The 13,630-nt window shown below is 69.9% G+C and carries 15 protein-coding genes and 1 tRNA gene; 7 read left to right on the top strand and 9 right to left on the bottom strand.

Going from position 1 to position 13,630, the window contains the following annotated elements; translation table 11 throughout:
• The first annotated feature begins 7 nt into the window (after positions 1-7).
• The gene (locus FHT26_RS15815) at positions 8-685 is read left to right on the top strand and encodes a dihydrofolate reductase family protein (protein ID WP_349238162.1); all 678 of its coding nucleotides are present in this window, start codon (positions 8-10) and stop codon (positions 683-685) included.
• 63 nt (positions 686-748) lie between these two features.
• Here FHT26_RS15815 and FHT26_RS15810 read toward each other — a convergent pair whose 3' ends face one another.
• Entirely contained in the window at positions 749-1,714 is a 966-nt protein-coding gene (locus FHT26_RS15810) for a DUF535 family protein (RefSeq protein WP_168561088.1), read from the bottom strand.
• Between the two features lie 231 nt (positions 1,715-1,945).
• On the opposite strand from FHT26_RS15810, the gene FHT26_RS15805 reads away from it, so the two are divergent.
• Positions 1,946-2,386, top strand: coding sequence for a hypothetical protein (locus FHT26_RS15805; RefSeq protein WP_168561087.1), 441 nt, complete (start codon positions 1,946-1,948; stop codon positions 2,384-2,386).
• A gap of 76 nt (positions 2,387-2,462) precedes the next feature.
• On the opposite strand, the gene FHT26_RS15800 is transcribed toward FHT26_RS15805, so the two are convergent.
• The 7 genes from FHT26_RS15800 to FHT26_RS15770 form a co-directional block, all read right to left on the bottom strand.
• A tRNA-Arg gene (locus tag FHT26_RS15800) sits at positions 2,463-2,537 on the bottom strand.
• 203 nt (positions 2,538-2,740) lie between these two features.
• Positions 2,741-3,490: an ABC transporter ATP-binding protein gene (locus FHT26_RS15795; RefSeq protein WP_168561086.1), complete on the bottom strand. Its 750-nt coding sequence runs from the start codon at positions 3,488-3,490 to the stop codon at positions 2,741-2,743.
• Positions 3,491-3,529: 39 nt separating this feature from the next.
• Positions 3,530-4,276 carry an ABC transporter ATP-binding protein gene (locus tag FHT26_RS15790; RefSeq protein ID WP_168561085.1) on the bottom strand — a complete coding sequence of 249 codons (747 nt, stop codon included), beginning with the start codon at positions 4,274-4,276 and terminating at the stop codon, positions 3,530-3,532.
• Positions 4,273-5,271 (bottom strand): branched-chain amino acid ABC transporter permease, encoded by a 999-nt coding sequence (locus tag FHT26_RS15785; protein ID WP_168561084.1) that lies wholly within the window; start codon positions 5,269-5,271, stop codon positions 4,273-4,275. Before FHT26_RS15785 ends, FHT26_RS15790 begins: the two co-directional genes overlap by 4 nt.
• Positions 5,268-6,143 (bottom strand): branched-chain amino acid ABC transporter permease, encoded by an 876-nt coding sequence (locus FHT26_RS15780; protein WP_168561083.1) that lies wholly within the window; start codon positions 6,141-6,143, stop codon positions 5,268-5,270. The genes FHT26_RS15785 and FHT26_RS15780 overlap by 4 nt, the downstream gene beginning before the upstream one ends.
• 28 nt (positions 6,144-6,171) lie before the next feature.
• Positions 6,172-7,317 carry an ABC transporter substrate-binding protein gene (locus FHT26_RS15775; protein WP_168561082.1) on the bottom strand — a complete coding sequence of 382 codons (1,146 nt, stop codon included), beginning with the start codon at positions 7,315-7,317 and terminating at the stop codon, positions 6,172-6,174.
• 30 nt (positions 7,318-7,347) lie between these two features.
• Entirely contained in the window at positions 7,348-8,259 is a 912-nt protein-coding gene (locus tag FHT26_RS15770) for a shikimate dehydrogenase family protein (protein WP_168561081.1), read from the bottom strand.
• A gap of 128 nt (positions 8,260-8,387) precedes the next feature.
• On the opposite strand from FHT26_RS15770, the gene FHT26_RS15765 reads away from it, so the two are divergent.
• The 4 genes from FHT26_RS15765 (at position 8,388) to FHT26_RS15750 (ending at position 12,089) form a co-directional block, all read left to right on the top strand.
• The gene (locus FHT26_RS15765) at positions 8,388-9,161 is read left to right on the top strand and encodes an IclR family transcriptional regulator domain-containing protein (protein WP_168561080.1); all 774 of its coding nucleotides are present in this window, start codon (positions 8,388-8,390) and stop codon (positions 9,159-9,161) included.
• A 99-nt stretch (positions 9,162-9,260) separates the two neighbouring features.
• Entirely contained in the window at positions 9,261-10,031 is a 771-nt protein-coding gene (locus tag FHT26_RS15760; protein ID WP_168561079.1) for a MipA/OmpV family protein, read from the top strand.
• Between the two features lie 17 nt (positions 10,032-10,048).
• Entirely contained in the window at positions 10,049-10,732 is a 684-nt protein-coding gene (locus FHT26_RS15755) for a response regulator transcription factor (RefSeq protein WP_168561078.1), read from the top strand.
• Positions 10,698-12,089, top strand: a complete 1,392-nt coding sequence (locus FHT26_RS15750; protein ID WP_168561077.1) for a sensor histidine kinase — start codon at positions 10,698-10,700, stop codon at positions 12,087-12,089. The genes FHT26_RS15755 and FHT26_RS15750 overlap by 35 nt, the downstream gene beginning before the upstream one ends.
• Here FHT26_RS15750 and FHT26_RS15745 read toward each other — a convergent pair.
• A complete protein-coding gene (locus tag FHT26_RS15745) occupies positions 12,068-12,580 on the bottom strand; it encodes a DUF3455 domain-containing protein (RefSeq protein WP_168561076.1) in 513 nt (170 codons plus the stop codon). The genes FHT26_RS15750 and FHT26_RS15745 overlap by 22 nt on opposite strands.
• A gap of 109 nt (positions 12,581-12,689) precedes the next feature.
• Between FHT26_RS15745 and FHT26_RS15740 the strand changes: the two genes are divergently transcribed.
• Entirely contained in the window at positions 12,690-13,628 is a 939-nt protein-coding gene (locus tag FHT26_RS15740) for an extracellular catalytic domain type 1 short-chain-length polyhydroxyalkanoate depolymerase (protein ID WP_168561075.1), read from the top strand.
• The last annotated feature ends 2 nt before the right edge of the window (positions 13,629-13,630 follow it).

Below are 13,630 nucleotides of genomic sequence, written 5' to 3'. Positions count from 1 at the left end.
GCAGGTCGTGTCGATCCGGGTCGGTGTGGTTCGTCGTATTGATGGCAGCACACATTCAAAGGACACACTCATGCCCAAGATCATCGTGAACGCATTTCTGACGCTGGACGGTGTCATGCAGGCTCCCGGCGGCCCCGACGAGGACCGCGAGGGGGGCTTCGAGCACGGCGGCTGGCAGGGCCCCTACACCGACGACGTGATGGGGCGGCTGATCGCCGAGGGGTTCTCGGACGCCGACGGCTTTCTGCTCGGCCGCAAGACCTACGACATCTTCTCCAACTATTGGCCCAAGATCACCGATCCGGGCAACCCGATCGCGGCCGCGCTCAATTCGCGACCGAAGCACGTGGTGTCGCGCAGCCTCGACCGTGTCGGCTGGAACAACGCCCGCCTGGTCCGGGGCGACGTGGTCGCCGAGCTGCGGAAGCTGCGCGAGCAGCCCGGGCAGACCGTGCAGACCTGGGGCAGCACCGACCTGATGCAGACGCTGCTGAAGAACGACCTGATCGACGAGTACCGGCTGTTCATCTTCCCATTGGTGCTGGGCTCGGGCAAACGGCTCTTCGGCAGCGGCACGGTGCCGGCGGCGTTCAGGCAGGTCGAGTCGGCGACCAGCAGCAAGGGAGCGACCTACCACCGGCTCGAGCGCAGCGGGAAGCCGACCTACGGGCAGATCGGGGCCTGAGATCGGCGACGTCATCGCGCCCCCGACCGATGGCGGCGAGGGCCGCTACGACGCGAAGGTCACTCAACGCCGCCCGGCGCTGTCGACATCGGTCGCCGGCGCGCTGGGGCGAACGAGTGCCTCTTGTCCGGCGGCGTGCACCAGCTCGAACAGGCGCTGCTTCAACGCGCTTCGTCGGCGGTGCTGTGCCCTGTGCTTCGACGCGACCTCGTGCTCGGGCCTGATCTGCGGGACGGCCGGCAGTCGCCAGCATCGCTCGCTGAGGCGGCTCGCACCGGCATCGCGCCAGACCTCGTCGTAGTCGAGCTGGATCTTGCATGCCCGGCCATAGCGGGCCGTCACGTGCCCTTTGCTCGATACCGTCAGCGGGGCCGGCAGCCCCCATCCGGCGCACAGGCCTTGCAGTGCGCAGATCAGCAGCGCGCCGGGCCTGAGCTTCTGCATCGCCGCACCGATCTCGCGCACCTCGTGCTCGGTTCCTCGAACCCCCTGGAAGCCGCCGACGAGCATGGCGCTCTGCCCGGGTCGGAGGCCTTCTTCGACAAACCCGCTGACGATGCTGAAATTCGCCGACATGACGCGACGTCCGGTGAACATCAGGTCGAGGCTGAGCTCGCCCTCCCGGCTCTGCGACGCGGAGTGGCGCAGCACCAGGCTGACGCCGGGAAACTCCGGCTCGGGCAGCGGCAGCAGGATCGGGGCGCCGCGCAAGAACGCCGGCGGCAAATGGTTGTGCAGCCAGTTGAAGTGCCACACCACGCAATCGACCCGTCTGCGCACGGGCAGGTTGGCGCACAGGTAGGGCCGAAGGGGCCTCAGATGGAGCTCGATGGGGTACTGCTGGGCGGTCTCGGCCGACAGCGCATGGAAATAACGGATGCAGCTGTCGACACTGGACCGGCGCAGGGCGAGCCTGGCATAGAACTTCAGTGCCCTGCGGACGGTGGCCCAGCGCCCGCCGGCACCATCGTCGATTCGCGAGAACAGCGAACTCCCTCTCCACGTCCCAGGCGCGGCGTTCGCGAACATCTTCAGGTCTCCTCAGGCCTTGCCGTCGCATCGCGATCGGATTGTGTTCACAAAACTTTACCATGCGGCAAACTTCGTTCGCAATTTATCCTACAAGCGAATCAGCGGTGGTGCGCCGGGCGGCTTGCGAGCCTGGCTCAGACTTCATGCCAACGGGTTTCAGCCTGGAGCTGATGGCGTCGGGGTGCGAGGGCTTCTAGATTCGCCGGCACATCAACCTGCGACAAGTCGATGAAACACCCCTTGGATCCCGCACCTGACCGCGTCCAGCGGCGGCTCGACGTGCAGCGGCGAACACGCGCCGAGGCGCCGCATTCGCCGCTGGATCACAGCCCGCGGATGATTGCCCAGCGCGAGCAGATCGAATCCGCATTCGGCACAACGGTGCAACGGGCGGAGGTCGTGCAGATGGTCCGGAAGCGCAACGTCCGGAATGTTCGCTTCGACGGCAGTGCCTACGCGCTTCGGACGCTCATCCTGCGATGGGGGTGTCCAGCGGCCTATACCGTCACGGTGAACCAGACGGATCACGTCGGCGGGAACTACGACGTCGAGTTCACCCATCCCAATACGGCAATTTCCATTGATACGGCACGGGGCTGGATTGCCGCTGCATTGGCACGAGCGGAGCCAGATTCATCGGATGCCGAGCCGAGCTCGGACTCCGAGTGACCGAACTGGGCAACGAGCCCGTGGGGGACGCCAATCGCCCCGGCTTTTGTGGAGGCCCGTCGACTGGACTGTGCACTGGTCCCGCCGACAGGAATCGAACCTGTATTTGCCGCTTAGGAGGCGGCCGTTCTATCCATTGAACTACGGCGAGGGGCTGCGGATTCTAGCGGGCGTCACGCGGGCTGGGCGGCAGTGCTTCGTACCTGCAGAGCGGGGACGGCGGTGCTCCGCCACGCCCACTTTGCAGGTCGAAAATGCAGTGATCTCCTGACTCCCTTCCCGGCGAGGTCAAGCGATCCGGATGTTCATTCAAGTGGTTCGTCGCCGTGATCTTCGTGGCGGTCATGCCGTGAGTCAGGCCGCGGCAGCGGGCACATCGATCGCCTGTGCACCGCCAAGAAACAGCCGCTCGATGTGCGGATCGGCCAGCAACTCGCCGGCCGGGCGGTGCAGCACGAGGCGGCCCGATTCGAGCGCGATCGCCTCGTCGGCCACCTTCAGCGCGCTCTTCACGTTCTGCTCGACCATCAGCACCGTGGTGCCCTGCAGCGCCAGTTCGCGCAGCAGCTTGAACACATCGGCCACGACGATCGGAGACAGCCCGATCGACGGTTCGTCGATCAGCAGCACGCGCGGCCGCAGCAGCATCGCGCGGGCGATCTCCAGCTGCTTCTGCTCGCCGCCCGACAGCGCCGACGCCTGGCTGCCGATGCGCGCCTGCACGCGCGGAAAGCGCGCCAGCACCTCGGGAATGCGCGCATGCGTGGCCTTCATGCCGAGCGTGATGCCGCCGAGCTCCAGGTTCTGCCACACGGTCAGCTGGCCGAACAGGTTGCGCCCCTGCGGCACGAAGGCGACGCCGTGCCTGCACAGCAGGTCTTTCGGCGTGGTGCCGGTGATGTCCACACCGTCGAGCCGGATGCGGCCCTGGCGCGGCTTCAGCAGGCCGAACAGCGCCTTCAGCACGGTCGACTTGCCGGCGCCATTCGGGCCGAGCAGCAGCGTGATCCTGCCGCGCCCGGCCTGCAGGCTGAGCTGGTTGAGGATCATGAACTCGCCATAGCCGGCGACGACGTCCTCGAACTCGATCGCCGTGTCCGTCATGCCGTCGCTTCCGTTTGCCGCTCGAATCTGACCAGCGACTCAGTTGCCGAGGTACGCATCCAGCACCTCCCGATTCCCCCGGATCTCCGCCGGCGTGCCCACCGCCATCACCGTCCCCTCGACCATCACCAGGATCCGGTGGCACAGGTCCATCACGAAATCCATGTTGTGCTCGATCACGATGAAGCTGCCGCCCCGCTCGCGGTTCAGCGCCTTCAGCAGCACGCCGATGCCGCCGACCAGGCTCGGGTTGACGCCGGCGCACGGCTCGTCGAGCAGCACCAGGTCGGGCTCGCTCATGAAAGCCATCGCGATGTCGACCAGCTTCTGCTGGCCATAGCTCAGTTCGCCGGCCAATTGCTGCGCCACGGGGCCGAGGCGGAATTTCTCGATCAACGCATCGGCCTGCGCACCGAGCCCGGAATCGGCCGGCGCGAACAGCCGGCCCGCCATGCTGCCGTGGTGCTCCTGCGCGGCCACCAGCAGGTTGTCGCGCACGCTCATCCTGCCGAACACCTGCAGCGTCTGGAACGTGCGTCCGACGCCGCGCCGGCTCAGCTGCAGCGGCGACAGGCCGGTGATGTCCCGGCCCTTCAGCTCGACCCGCCCGCCGTCCGGCCGGATCTGCCCGAGCACGCTGTTGAACATCGTCGTCTTGCCCGATCCATTCGGCCCGATCACGCCGAAGATCTCGCCCGGCATCACCTCGAACGACACGCCGGCCACCGCGGCGATCGCGCCATACGACTTGCGCAGCCCGGTGACCTTCAGCAGCGGCGCGCTCATGGCTGCGCTCCGATCGAGGTCGCCGCGGCCGCGCGCGCGGCCGACGCCTCGCGCGCCCGGCGCCGCGCCCGCAGCCGGTCGGGGAGGCTCAGCAGCCCGTCGGGCAGCCACAGCATCAGCAGCACCACCGCGCTGCCGAACACGAACAGGTACCAGCCCTGTGCAAAGCGCAGCCACTCGGGCAGCAGCACGCCGACCGCCGAGCCGACCACCGGGCCGGAGAAACGGCCGGAACCGCCCACCACCACCATCAGGTACATCATGATCGACGCGCCCACGGTGAACGGCGCCGGCTCGATGAACTGCACCAGCGACGCGAACAGCGCCCCGGCCGCGCCGGCATACGCCGCACCGATCGCGAACGACAGCAGCGTGTAGGCCTGGACGTGCACGCCCAGGCTTTCGGCACGGATCGGGTTGTCGCGCAGCGCGGTGAAGGCCTTGCCCCACGGCGAGCGCAGCAGCTTCCACAGCAGCGCGCCGAGCACCACGGTGCAGCCGAGGATGAAGTAGCAATACGGCAGGCTGCGCTCCAGCGACAAGCCGAACAACGACGGCCGCGCGATGTTGTTGATGCCGAAGGTGCCGCCGGTCAGCCCTTCCTCGTTGCGCATCGCCAGCCACACCGCGGTGTTGAAGCCGAGCGTCGCGAACGCCAGGTAGATGGCCTGCACCCGCAGCGCCGGGAAGCCGAGCGCGAGCCCGACCGCGAAGCAGCCCGCCATCGCGAGCGGCAGGCCGAACCAGAAGCTGAAGCCGGCCTTCATCACGATCGCCAGCGTGTACGCGCCGATGCCGAAGAAGGCTGCGTGGCCGAGCGACTTCTGCCCCGCGTAGCCGACGGTCAGGTTCAGCCCCATCGTGGCGATCACGAACACCAGCCAGTAGCTCAGCAGGTACAGCCCGTAGCTCTTCAGGAACGGCGGCAGCGCGACCAGCAGTGCAAGGCCGAGCAGGCCCGCCAGCCGCGGCACGAACGCCTTGCTCGGGCTCATACCTTGCGCTCCTCGCGGCGGCCCAGCAGCCCCTGCGGCTTGAACAGGATCACCCCCATGAACACCACCAGCGCGACCGCATCCTTGTAGGCGGCCGAGACATACGCCGACGCGAGGTTCTCCGCCACGCCGACGATCAGGCCGCCGAGCAGCGCGCCGCGCGAGTTGTTGAAGCCGCCGATGATCGCCGCGAAGAAGGCCTTGGTGCCCAGCGGCTCGCCCATGTCGAACTTGGCGAGGTAGGTCGGCGTGATCAGCAGCGCCGCGGCGCAGGCCAGCAGCGCATTGATCGCGAAGGTGTAGAACACCATGCGCGGCACGTCGATGCCGAGCACGGTGGCGCTCTCGCTGTTCTGGGCCACCGCCTGCATCGCGCGGCCGGTCACCGTCTTCGCAAGAAAGGCCTGGGTGCCGAGCACCAGCACCAGTGCCATCGCGAGCGTGCCCAGGTCGACCAGTGTCACCGTGACACCGCCGACGTGGAACAGCGTGTCGGCGAACAGGCTCGGAAACGGGTGCGCCTCGGCGGTGAAGCCGGCACGCACGCCGTTGCGCATCGCGATCGCCAGGCCGATGGTCGCGACCACCACCGGCATCAGCCCGAAGCGCAGCAGCGGGTCGGCGACGCCGCGCTTGAAAGCCCAGCCGAGCACGCCCACCGCGAGCACGCAGGTCAGCACGAAGCCGGCCCACAGCGGCAGGCCCAGGCCCATGAAGCCCAGCATCGCGAAGGCCGGCAGCATCACGAACTCGCCCTGCGCGAAGTTGATGGTGCCGCAGGCCTGCCACAGCAGCGTGAAGCCGAGCGCGGCCAGCGCGTAGATGCTGCCGGTCGCCATGCCCGACAGCACGAGTTGCAGGACATCGGTCATGACGGATCGACGATCCGGGATCCGTGCGTCACTTCTTCCCCAACGCAGGCAAGGTCTCCCTGACCTCCTGCTTGCCGTTCTTCACCTCGACGATGAAGCTCTCGCGGTCGAGGTCGCCGTTGGCATCGATGCTGACGTCCATCAGCACGCCCGGCTCCTTCGCCACCGCGATGCTCAGCCCGTGCAGCGCCTTCGCGACCGCGACGCGGTCGAACCTGCCGACCTTCTCGATCGCGGCCTTCAGCATGTAGACGCTGGTGTAGCCCTTGATGCCGTTGTGGTCCGAGACGTACTTGTATTCCTTCTCGAACTTCGCGCGGAACGAGCGCATCGCCGGCGTCGGCGCGTCCACCGTCAGGCCGACGTGCGCGATCGCGCCGTTCGCCGCCTCGCCGGCCAGGTCGATCACCTTCTGGCCGGTCAGCGTGGTCTCGCCGATCACCGGCTTGCTCCAGCCCTGCTTGCGCAGTTCGCGCAGCGCGCGCGCCGATTCCTCCTCGTTCGTGTAGACGAACAGCAGGTCGGCGTTGCTCTGCTTCGCGCGCAGCACCGGCGCCGCGAAATCGACCTGGCCCGATTCGGTGGAGATGTCGGCTGCCACCTTCAGCCCGGCGGCCTCCGCCGACTTGACGAAGGCGTCGCGCCCGCCCTTGCCGAAGTCGTTGTTGACGAACATCACCGCCACCGTCTTCGCCTTCAGCGTGGTCGCGATGTAGCGCGCGACCTTCGGCATCGACGAGGCCTGCGTGAAGCTGGTGCGGAAGATGTACGGGTTGCCCTGCTGCGTGATCGAGCTGGCCTCGCCGCCGGTGAAGTTGGGCACCTCGGCGCGCCGCGTCTCGGCCATGCTGACCAGCACCGAGCCGGAGAAGGTCGGGCCGAACACCGCGAACACCTCGTCGTCGACCGCCTTGGTGGCCAGGCCCTTCGCGATGCCGGGGTTCGATTGGGTGTCGTTGACCAGCGTCTCGAGCTTGCGCCCGAGGATGCCGCCGGCCGCGTTGATCTCCTTCACCGCGAGCTCGATGCCGTTCTTCGCGTTCGTGCCGGCGGTTGCGCCGGTGCCGGACAGCTCCTGGATCACCGCCAGCCTGACGGTCTGCTGGGCGTGCGCGGCGAAGGCGGCCGTGCCGAGGATCGCGGCGAACAGCACGCGGCGGGTGGACGGTTTCATGGCTTGTCTCCTGGTTTTCGAATGGGGGCATCAGGGCGCGCCGAACAGCGCGCGCAGCTCGGAGGCGTCGTCCTGCACCGCCTGCGCGATGCGGTCGAAGCCGAAGAAGGACAGGTACTCGGGCACCTGCTGCACCAGCATCTCGAAGCCGGGGTGGGCGACGATGCCGCGGGCGCGGCAGGCGCGCAGCAGCGGCGTCGGCTGGTTCTTCATCAGGATATCGACCACCACCGCGCCGGCATCGGTCCGCGCGGTGTCGAAGGGCAGCGGATCGTCGGGGCGCAGACCGAGCGGCGTTGCGTTGACGACCAGCGCGAAGCCGGCCGGGTCCGGTCGCGCGAGCGACACCACGTCGACGCCGAACTCGCCGGCCAGCCGCCCGGCCATCGCCGCGGCACGGCCCGGCGCGGTGTCGAACAGCGCGATGCGCGACGCCCCGGCCGCGGCCAGCGAGGTCGCGATCGCCACGCCGCCGCCGCCGACGCCGACCACCAGCGCGCTGCGGCCCGCCGCCGGCAGGCCGAAGTGGGCCAGCGCCTTCGTGAAGCCGACGCCGTCGAACAGCGCGCCTTCGAGCGTGCCGTCGGCATCGCGCCGCACCGCGTTCACCGCGCCGGCGCTGCGGCCGAGCCGGTCGCAGCGGTCCAGCAGGTCGACCATCGCGGTCTTGTGCGGGATCGCGAGCCACAGGCCGTCGATGTTGCGGGCCTTCAGCACGTGGCGCACGAAGCCGGCGAGATCGCCCGCCGCCACCTGGGCCGGCACCAGCACCGCATCGGCGCCGTGGCGGGCGAACAAGTGGTTGAACAGCTCCGGCGCGCGCACCTGCGCCACCGGGTCGCCGAGGATCAGGAAAACGCGCGTGCTGCCGGAAATGCGGCCCGGGGTGGGGCCCGGGATATGGCCCGGGATATGGTCCGGGATATGGCCAGAGAGGGTCATCGGCGCGAGCGTAGGCAGCCGCCGGGCCGGCCACAAGCGTGCTGACCCGAAAATGCGCGATAGTCGCTCAGGCAGCGCGATGATCGCGCCAAATCGGGTTAACTCGGGCTGCGGCCCCGCAGGCGCCAATGGACGACACGCCGTTCCAGATCGACAAGAAGGACCTGATCGACGGCCTGGGCAAGGGCCTGCGCGTGATCGAGGCTTTCGACGACGACCACCCGCGCCTGACGCCGAGCGAGGCCGCGCAGCTCACCGGCCTGACGCGCACCGCGGCGCGCCGCTACCTGCTGAGCCTGGTGCACTTCGGCTATGCCGGCACCGACGGCAAGCGCTTCTGGCTGGCGCCGCGCGTGCTGCGGCTCGGCCAGAGCTACATCGGCGCGGCCCGGCTGCCGCGGCTGGTGCAGCCCTTCATCCAACGGGTCTCGATGCAATGCGGCGAAACCGTCAACGTCAGCGTGCTCGACGGCCACGAGGTGGTCTACGTCGCGCGCAGCAATGCGCCGCGGGTGGTGTCGATCGGCTACCACGTCGGGGCGCGCGCGCCGGCGCACGTGGCGACGCCGGGCATCGTGATGGTGTCGGCGCTCGGCGATGCGGAGCTCGAAGCCTGGCTGGCCGGGCACGACTTCCATGCGTTCACCGCCCACACGGTGAGCACCGCGGACGTGTTCCGCGAGCACGTGCGCGCGGCGCGCGCGCTGGACCACTGGATCACCGCGCAGCAGCGCGACCTGGGCCTGTCGGGCATCGCGACCGCGCTGCGCGACCGCAAGGGTGTGTGCAAGGGCGCCGTCGGCATGACGCTGCAGTCGGTCTCGTACACGCCGGAGCAGATGCGGGCGCAACTGCTGCCGCTGCTGCACGAGGCGGCTCAGGCGCTGCGGCCCTTGCTGTGAGACGCTCCGCCGTCACACGATGTATCGGGGCGCCCGCGTAAGTCGCTGGTAAGTCGACTGACCGAACCATCGCGGCTTTCCTACTGAAGCGATCCGACCATGCTGAACTCTCCCCTGCTGCGCAGTCTCCTGCTGTCCGCCCTGGCCCTCGGTACCGCTCCGCTGGCGCGGGCGCAGCCGAGCGACCCGCCCCCGCCGTCGGGCTGGGGCCTGGGCATCGGTGCCGGCTGGCAGCGCCCGGCCTACGCCGGCTTCGACAACAAGACCCGCGTGCTGCCGCTGATCAGCTTCGAGAACGAGTACGTGCGCGTGCTCGGCCTCGGCGCCGACCTGAAGCTGCCGAGCCTCGGCCCGGTGTCGTTCGCGCTGCGCGCGCGCTATGCGCTGGGCGACGGCTACGAGGCCGATGACTCGCCGGTCCTCAATGGCATGGCCGAGCGCAAGCCGAGTTTCTGGCTCGGGGGTGCCGTGCAGTGGCGCACCGAGTACGCGAAGCTGTCGTTCGACGTGGCCGGCGACGCGTCGTCGCACAGCAAGGGCACCGAAGTGCGCTTCGGCGTCGAGCACGACTTCCGGGCCGGGCGCTTCATGTTCACGCCGCGCGCCGTCGCGGTCTGGCGCGATGCGAAGGCGATCGACTACTACTATGGCGTGCGGCCGGAGGAAGCCACCGCGACGCGGCCCGCTTACGAGGGCACTGCGACCACCAATGCCGAGCTCGGCCTGCGCACCTTCTACGGCATCTCGCCGCGCGACGGCGTGTTCCTCGACGTGAGCGCCACCGCGCTCGGCTCGGGCATCAAGGACAGCCCGCTGGTCGACCGCCGCACGCTGCCGGCCGTGCGGCTGGGTTACCTTTACCGCTTCTGAACGAGGATCTGCCGTCGATGAACCGTGTCGTGCTGGTCGAGGACCACAGCCGCCTGGCGGCGCTGGTGGGCAAGGCCTTGTCCGGCGCGGGCATCGAGGTCGATGCCTTCCAGCGCATCGAGCCGGCCTGGCATGCGCTGGGCGAGGCCGACTATGCCGCGGTGATCGTCGACCGCGGCCTGCCCGACGGCGACGGGCTCGACCTGGTGCGCCGGTTGCGCGCGGCCGGGCAGCGCGTGCCCTGCCTGATGCTGACGGCGCGCGATGCGCTGCACGACCGCGTGGCCGGGCTGGAGGCCGGCGCCGACGACTACCTGGCCAAGCCGTTCGCGATGGAAGAGCTGGTGGCCCGCGTGCGTGCGCTGATGCGCCGGCCGGCGCAGCTGCAGAGCCTGTCGCCGGCCTTCGGCGACCTGCAGCTGCGGCCCGAGGCCGGCTGCATGAGCTGCGCCGGCGAATCGGTGACCTTGCCGCCGGCCGAACTGCAGATCATGCTCAGCCTGGTGCGCGCGGCCGGGCAGACGGTGCGGCGCAGCGCGATGGAGCGCGCGGCCTGGGGCGTCGACGAGGCGGTGACGCCGAACGCACTCGATGTCGCGCTGCACCGGCTGCGCAAGAAGCTGCCGGCGATCGGCTCGGCGCTGGAGATCGTCAACGTCAGGGGGCATGGCTATGCGCTTCGCGCTGCGGATCCCGTCTAGCCTCGCGGCCCAGCTGCTGCTGGCGGCCAGCGGCGGGCTGCTGGTGGTGATGCTGATGGCCGGTGCCGTGCTGGCCGCGCTGCTGATGCAGGGCCCGGCCGACGCGACGCGCCAGGGGCTGGAAGACACCGCCCAGCACCTCGAACGCGGGCTGCGCTTCGATGCGCAGGGCCGCCCGGCGTACCTGGTGCTGAGCGAGAAGCACCAGGCGATGGTCGACGGCCTGCCGAAGGATTTCAGCTACCGCGTGCTCGACGGCCTGGGGCGCGTGCTGATGTCCGGCGAGGACGGGCCGGCCGCGCAGGTGCTGGCGATGCAGCCGGTGTCCGCCGGCGAGACCGTCAGCGCCGCGTCGACCGGCGAAGTCACGCTGCACATCCTGAACCGGCCGGTGCACCACGACGGGCAGGACTACGTGATCCAGGTGGCGCGCAGCGACCGGCTGGAAACCGTGCTGCGGCGGGTCGGCGGCGGCATCTTCGTGAAGGGCGGCGTCGTCGCCGCGGTGCTCGCGGTCGGCGTCTTCACCGGCGTGGTGCTGCTGACGCTGCGCCGCCTGCTGGAGCCGGTGCGGGCCGCGTCGGCCGCGGCGGCGCGCATCGGTCCGCACAACCTGAAGGCGCGGCTCGACGGCACGCGGCTGCCGCGCGAGCTGTCGCCGCTGATCGACGCCTTCAACCAGGCGCTGCAGCGGCTCGAAACGGGGTACCGCGTGCAGCAGGATTTCCTCGCCGCGGCGGCGCACGAGCTGAAGACGCCGCTGGTGCTGATCCGCGCCGAGGTCGAGCTCGACGACGCGGGCGGCGAACGCCGCGAGCTGCTGCTGAGGGACCTGGATTTCATGGGTCGCCAGGTGCACCAGCTGTTGCACCTGGCCGAGGTCAGCGAGGCGCAGAACTACATCTTCGAGCCGACCGACGTGGCCAGCACCGTGGCCGATGCGGCCGGGCAGCTGGAGCGGCTGGCCGGGCGCCATGCGGTGGCGCTGCAGGTGCAGCGGCCGGACGCGGCGGTGCGGCTGCAGGCCGACGCCGGGGCCTTGTTCATCCTGGTGAAGAACCTGGCCGAGAACGCGATCCTGCATTCGCCGCCCGGCGCGGTCGTGACGCTCGCGGTCGATGCGCAGGGCTTGCGCGTGCGCGACCACGGCCCGGGCATTCCGGCGGCCGAGCTTCCGCGGCTGTTCGAGCGCTTCTGGCGCGGCAGCGGCAGCGCGCACCAGGGCGCGGGGCTCGGGCTGTCGATCTGCCGCGAGATCGCGCGGGCCCACGGCTGGACGCTGGCGGCCGCCAATGCGCCGGGCGGCGCCGAATTCAGCCTGAGCTTCGCCGACCCTCAGGGCGCCAGCAGGATGTAGTCGGCGGTGTACGGCACCCGCTCGGTGCGGCCCAGGCTGGCGGCATCGCAGCTCGCAGCCGGCACCGCGCCGCCGGCGGTGTTGACGCGCTGCACGCTGGTGATCTTCGCCAGCCGCCCCGGACCGCCGACCGAGCGCGTCGACAGCAGCAGCCACGGGATCGCGCCGGCCAGCGGTGCATCGGCGCGCGACTTCACGGTGCCGATGATGCGGCTGCCATCGGCCGCCTCCCAGTGCGGGCCGGCATAGTGCCGGCCGGCCGGCGCGCCCTGCGTGTCGAGCAGGTCGGCTTCGGGCGCGACGAACACCCATTCGGTGCCGGTGCCGCCGACCTTGTTGCGGCATTCGTAGATCTGCACGCCGCGGGCGGCCAGCCGTTCGACGACGTGTTCGCCGGCCGGCACCAGGTTGGACGGCACCGCGATGCCGGCCGGTTGCGAGGCGCAGGCCACCAGCGCGACGGCGCCGAGGCAGGACGAGAGCTTGTGCATGGGCGTTCTCCTGTGACGAAACCGAAATGAAACGTAGCAGATGCGGCGATCCGCGCCGGAGCCAGGGTCGTAAGCTTCGGCGCGACCGTCGTTGACGGAAAGGGAAACTATGCGCCGCCTTTGCGCGTTCGCCGCGGCCCTGGTGCTGCCGTTGTGCAACAGCCTGTGCCTGGCGCAGGACGATGCGCGCGCCCGCATCGCCGCGCCGGGCGACTACCGCTACACCATCCGGCACGGCGAACTCGACCGCCATTACCGGGTGCACGTGCCGAAGAGCTTCGATGCCGCGAAGCCGCAGGCGCTGATCGTCGCGCTGCATGGTGGCGGCGGCAGCATGGACTACCAGGCCGACGACGCGAACTACGGGCTGATCGGCTTGTCGGAACGCGAAGGCGTGGTGCTGGTATTCCCGAACGGCTTCAGCCGGCTGCGCCGCGGCACGCTCGCGACCTGGAACGCGGGCACCTGCTGCGGCACCGCACGCGACCGCGAGGTCGACGATGTCGGCTTCATCCGGCAGGTGGTCGCGAACCTGCGGCAGCAGATGGCGGTGGACCGCCACCGCGTCTTCGCGACCGGCATGTCCAACGGCGCGATGATGGCCTACCGGCTCGCCTGCGAGGCAAGCGACGTGTTCAGCGCGATCGCCGCGGTGGCCGGCACCGACAACACGCGCCAGTGCGCGCCGGCGCGGCCGGTGCGGGTGCTGCACATCCACGCACGCAACGACCCGATGGTGCCGTTCGACGGCGGCTACAGCAGCAACACGCGGCTGCGCGCGGCGACCGGCGAGTTCGCGTCGGTGCCGGACACGATGGCGCGCTGGGCGCGCCACGATGCCTGTGCCGCGACACCGCAGCAGGTGCTGGCGGTGGCGGGCGCCCGCTGCGAGGCCTGGCCGTCGTGCGGCGGCGGCGCTCAGCTGGAGCTGTGCGTCACCGAGACCGGCGGCCATTCATGGCCGGGCGGGCAGAAGGCGCGCGGCGAGGCGCCTTCGCAGGCGCTGTCGGCCAACGCGCTGATGTGGGAGTTCTTCAACCGGCCCTGAGC

Origin of the sequence: Rhizobacter sp. SG703, from assembly GCF_012275445.1 — a bacterium.
GTDB lineage: Bacteria > Pseudomonadota > Gammaproteobacteria > Burkholderiales > Burkholderiaceae_C > Rhizobacter.
This window is presented reverse-complemented; position numbering and strand designations above follow the sequence as displayed.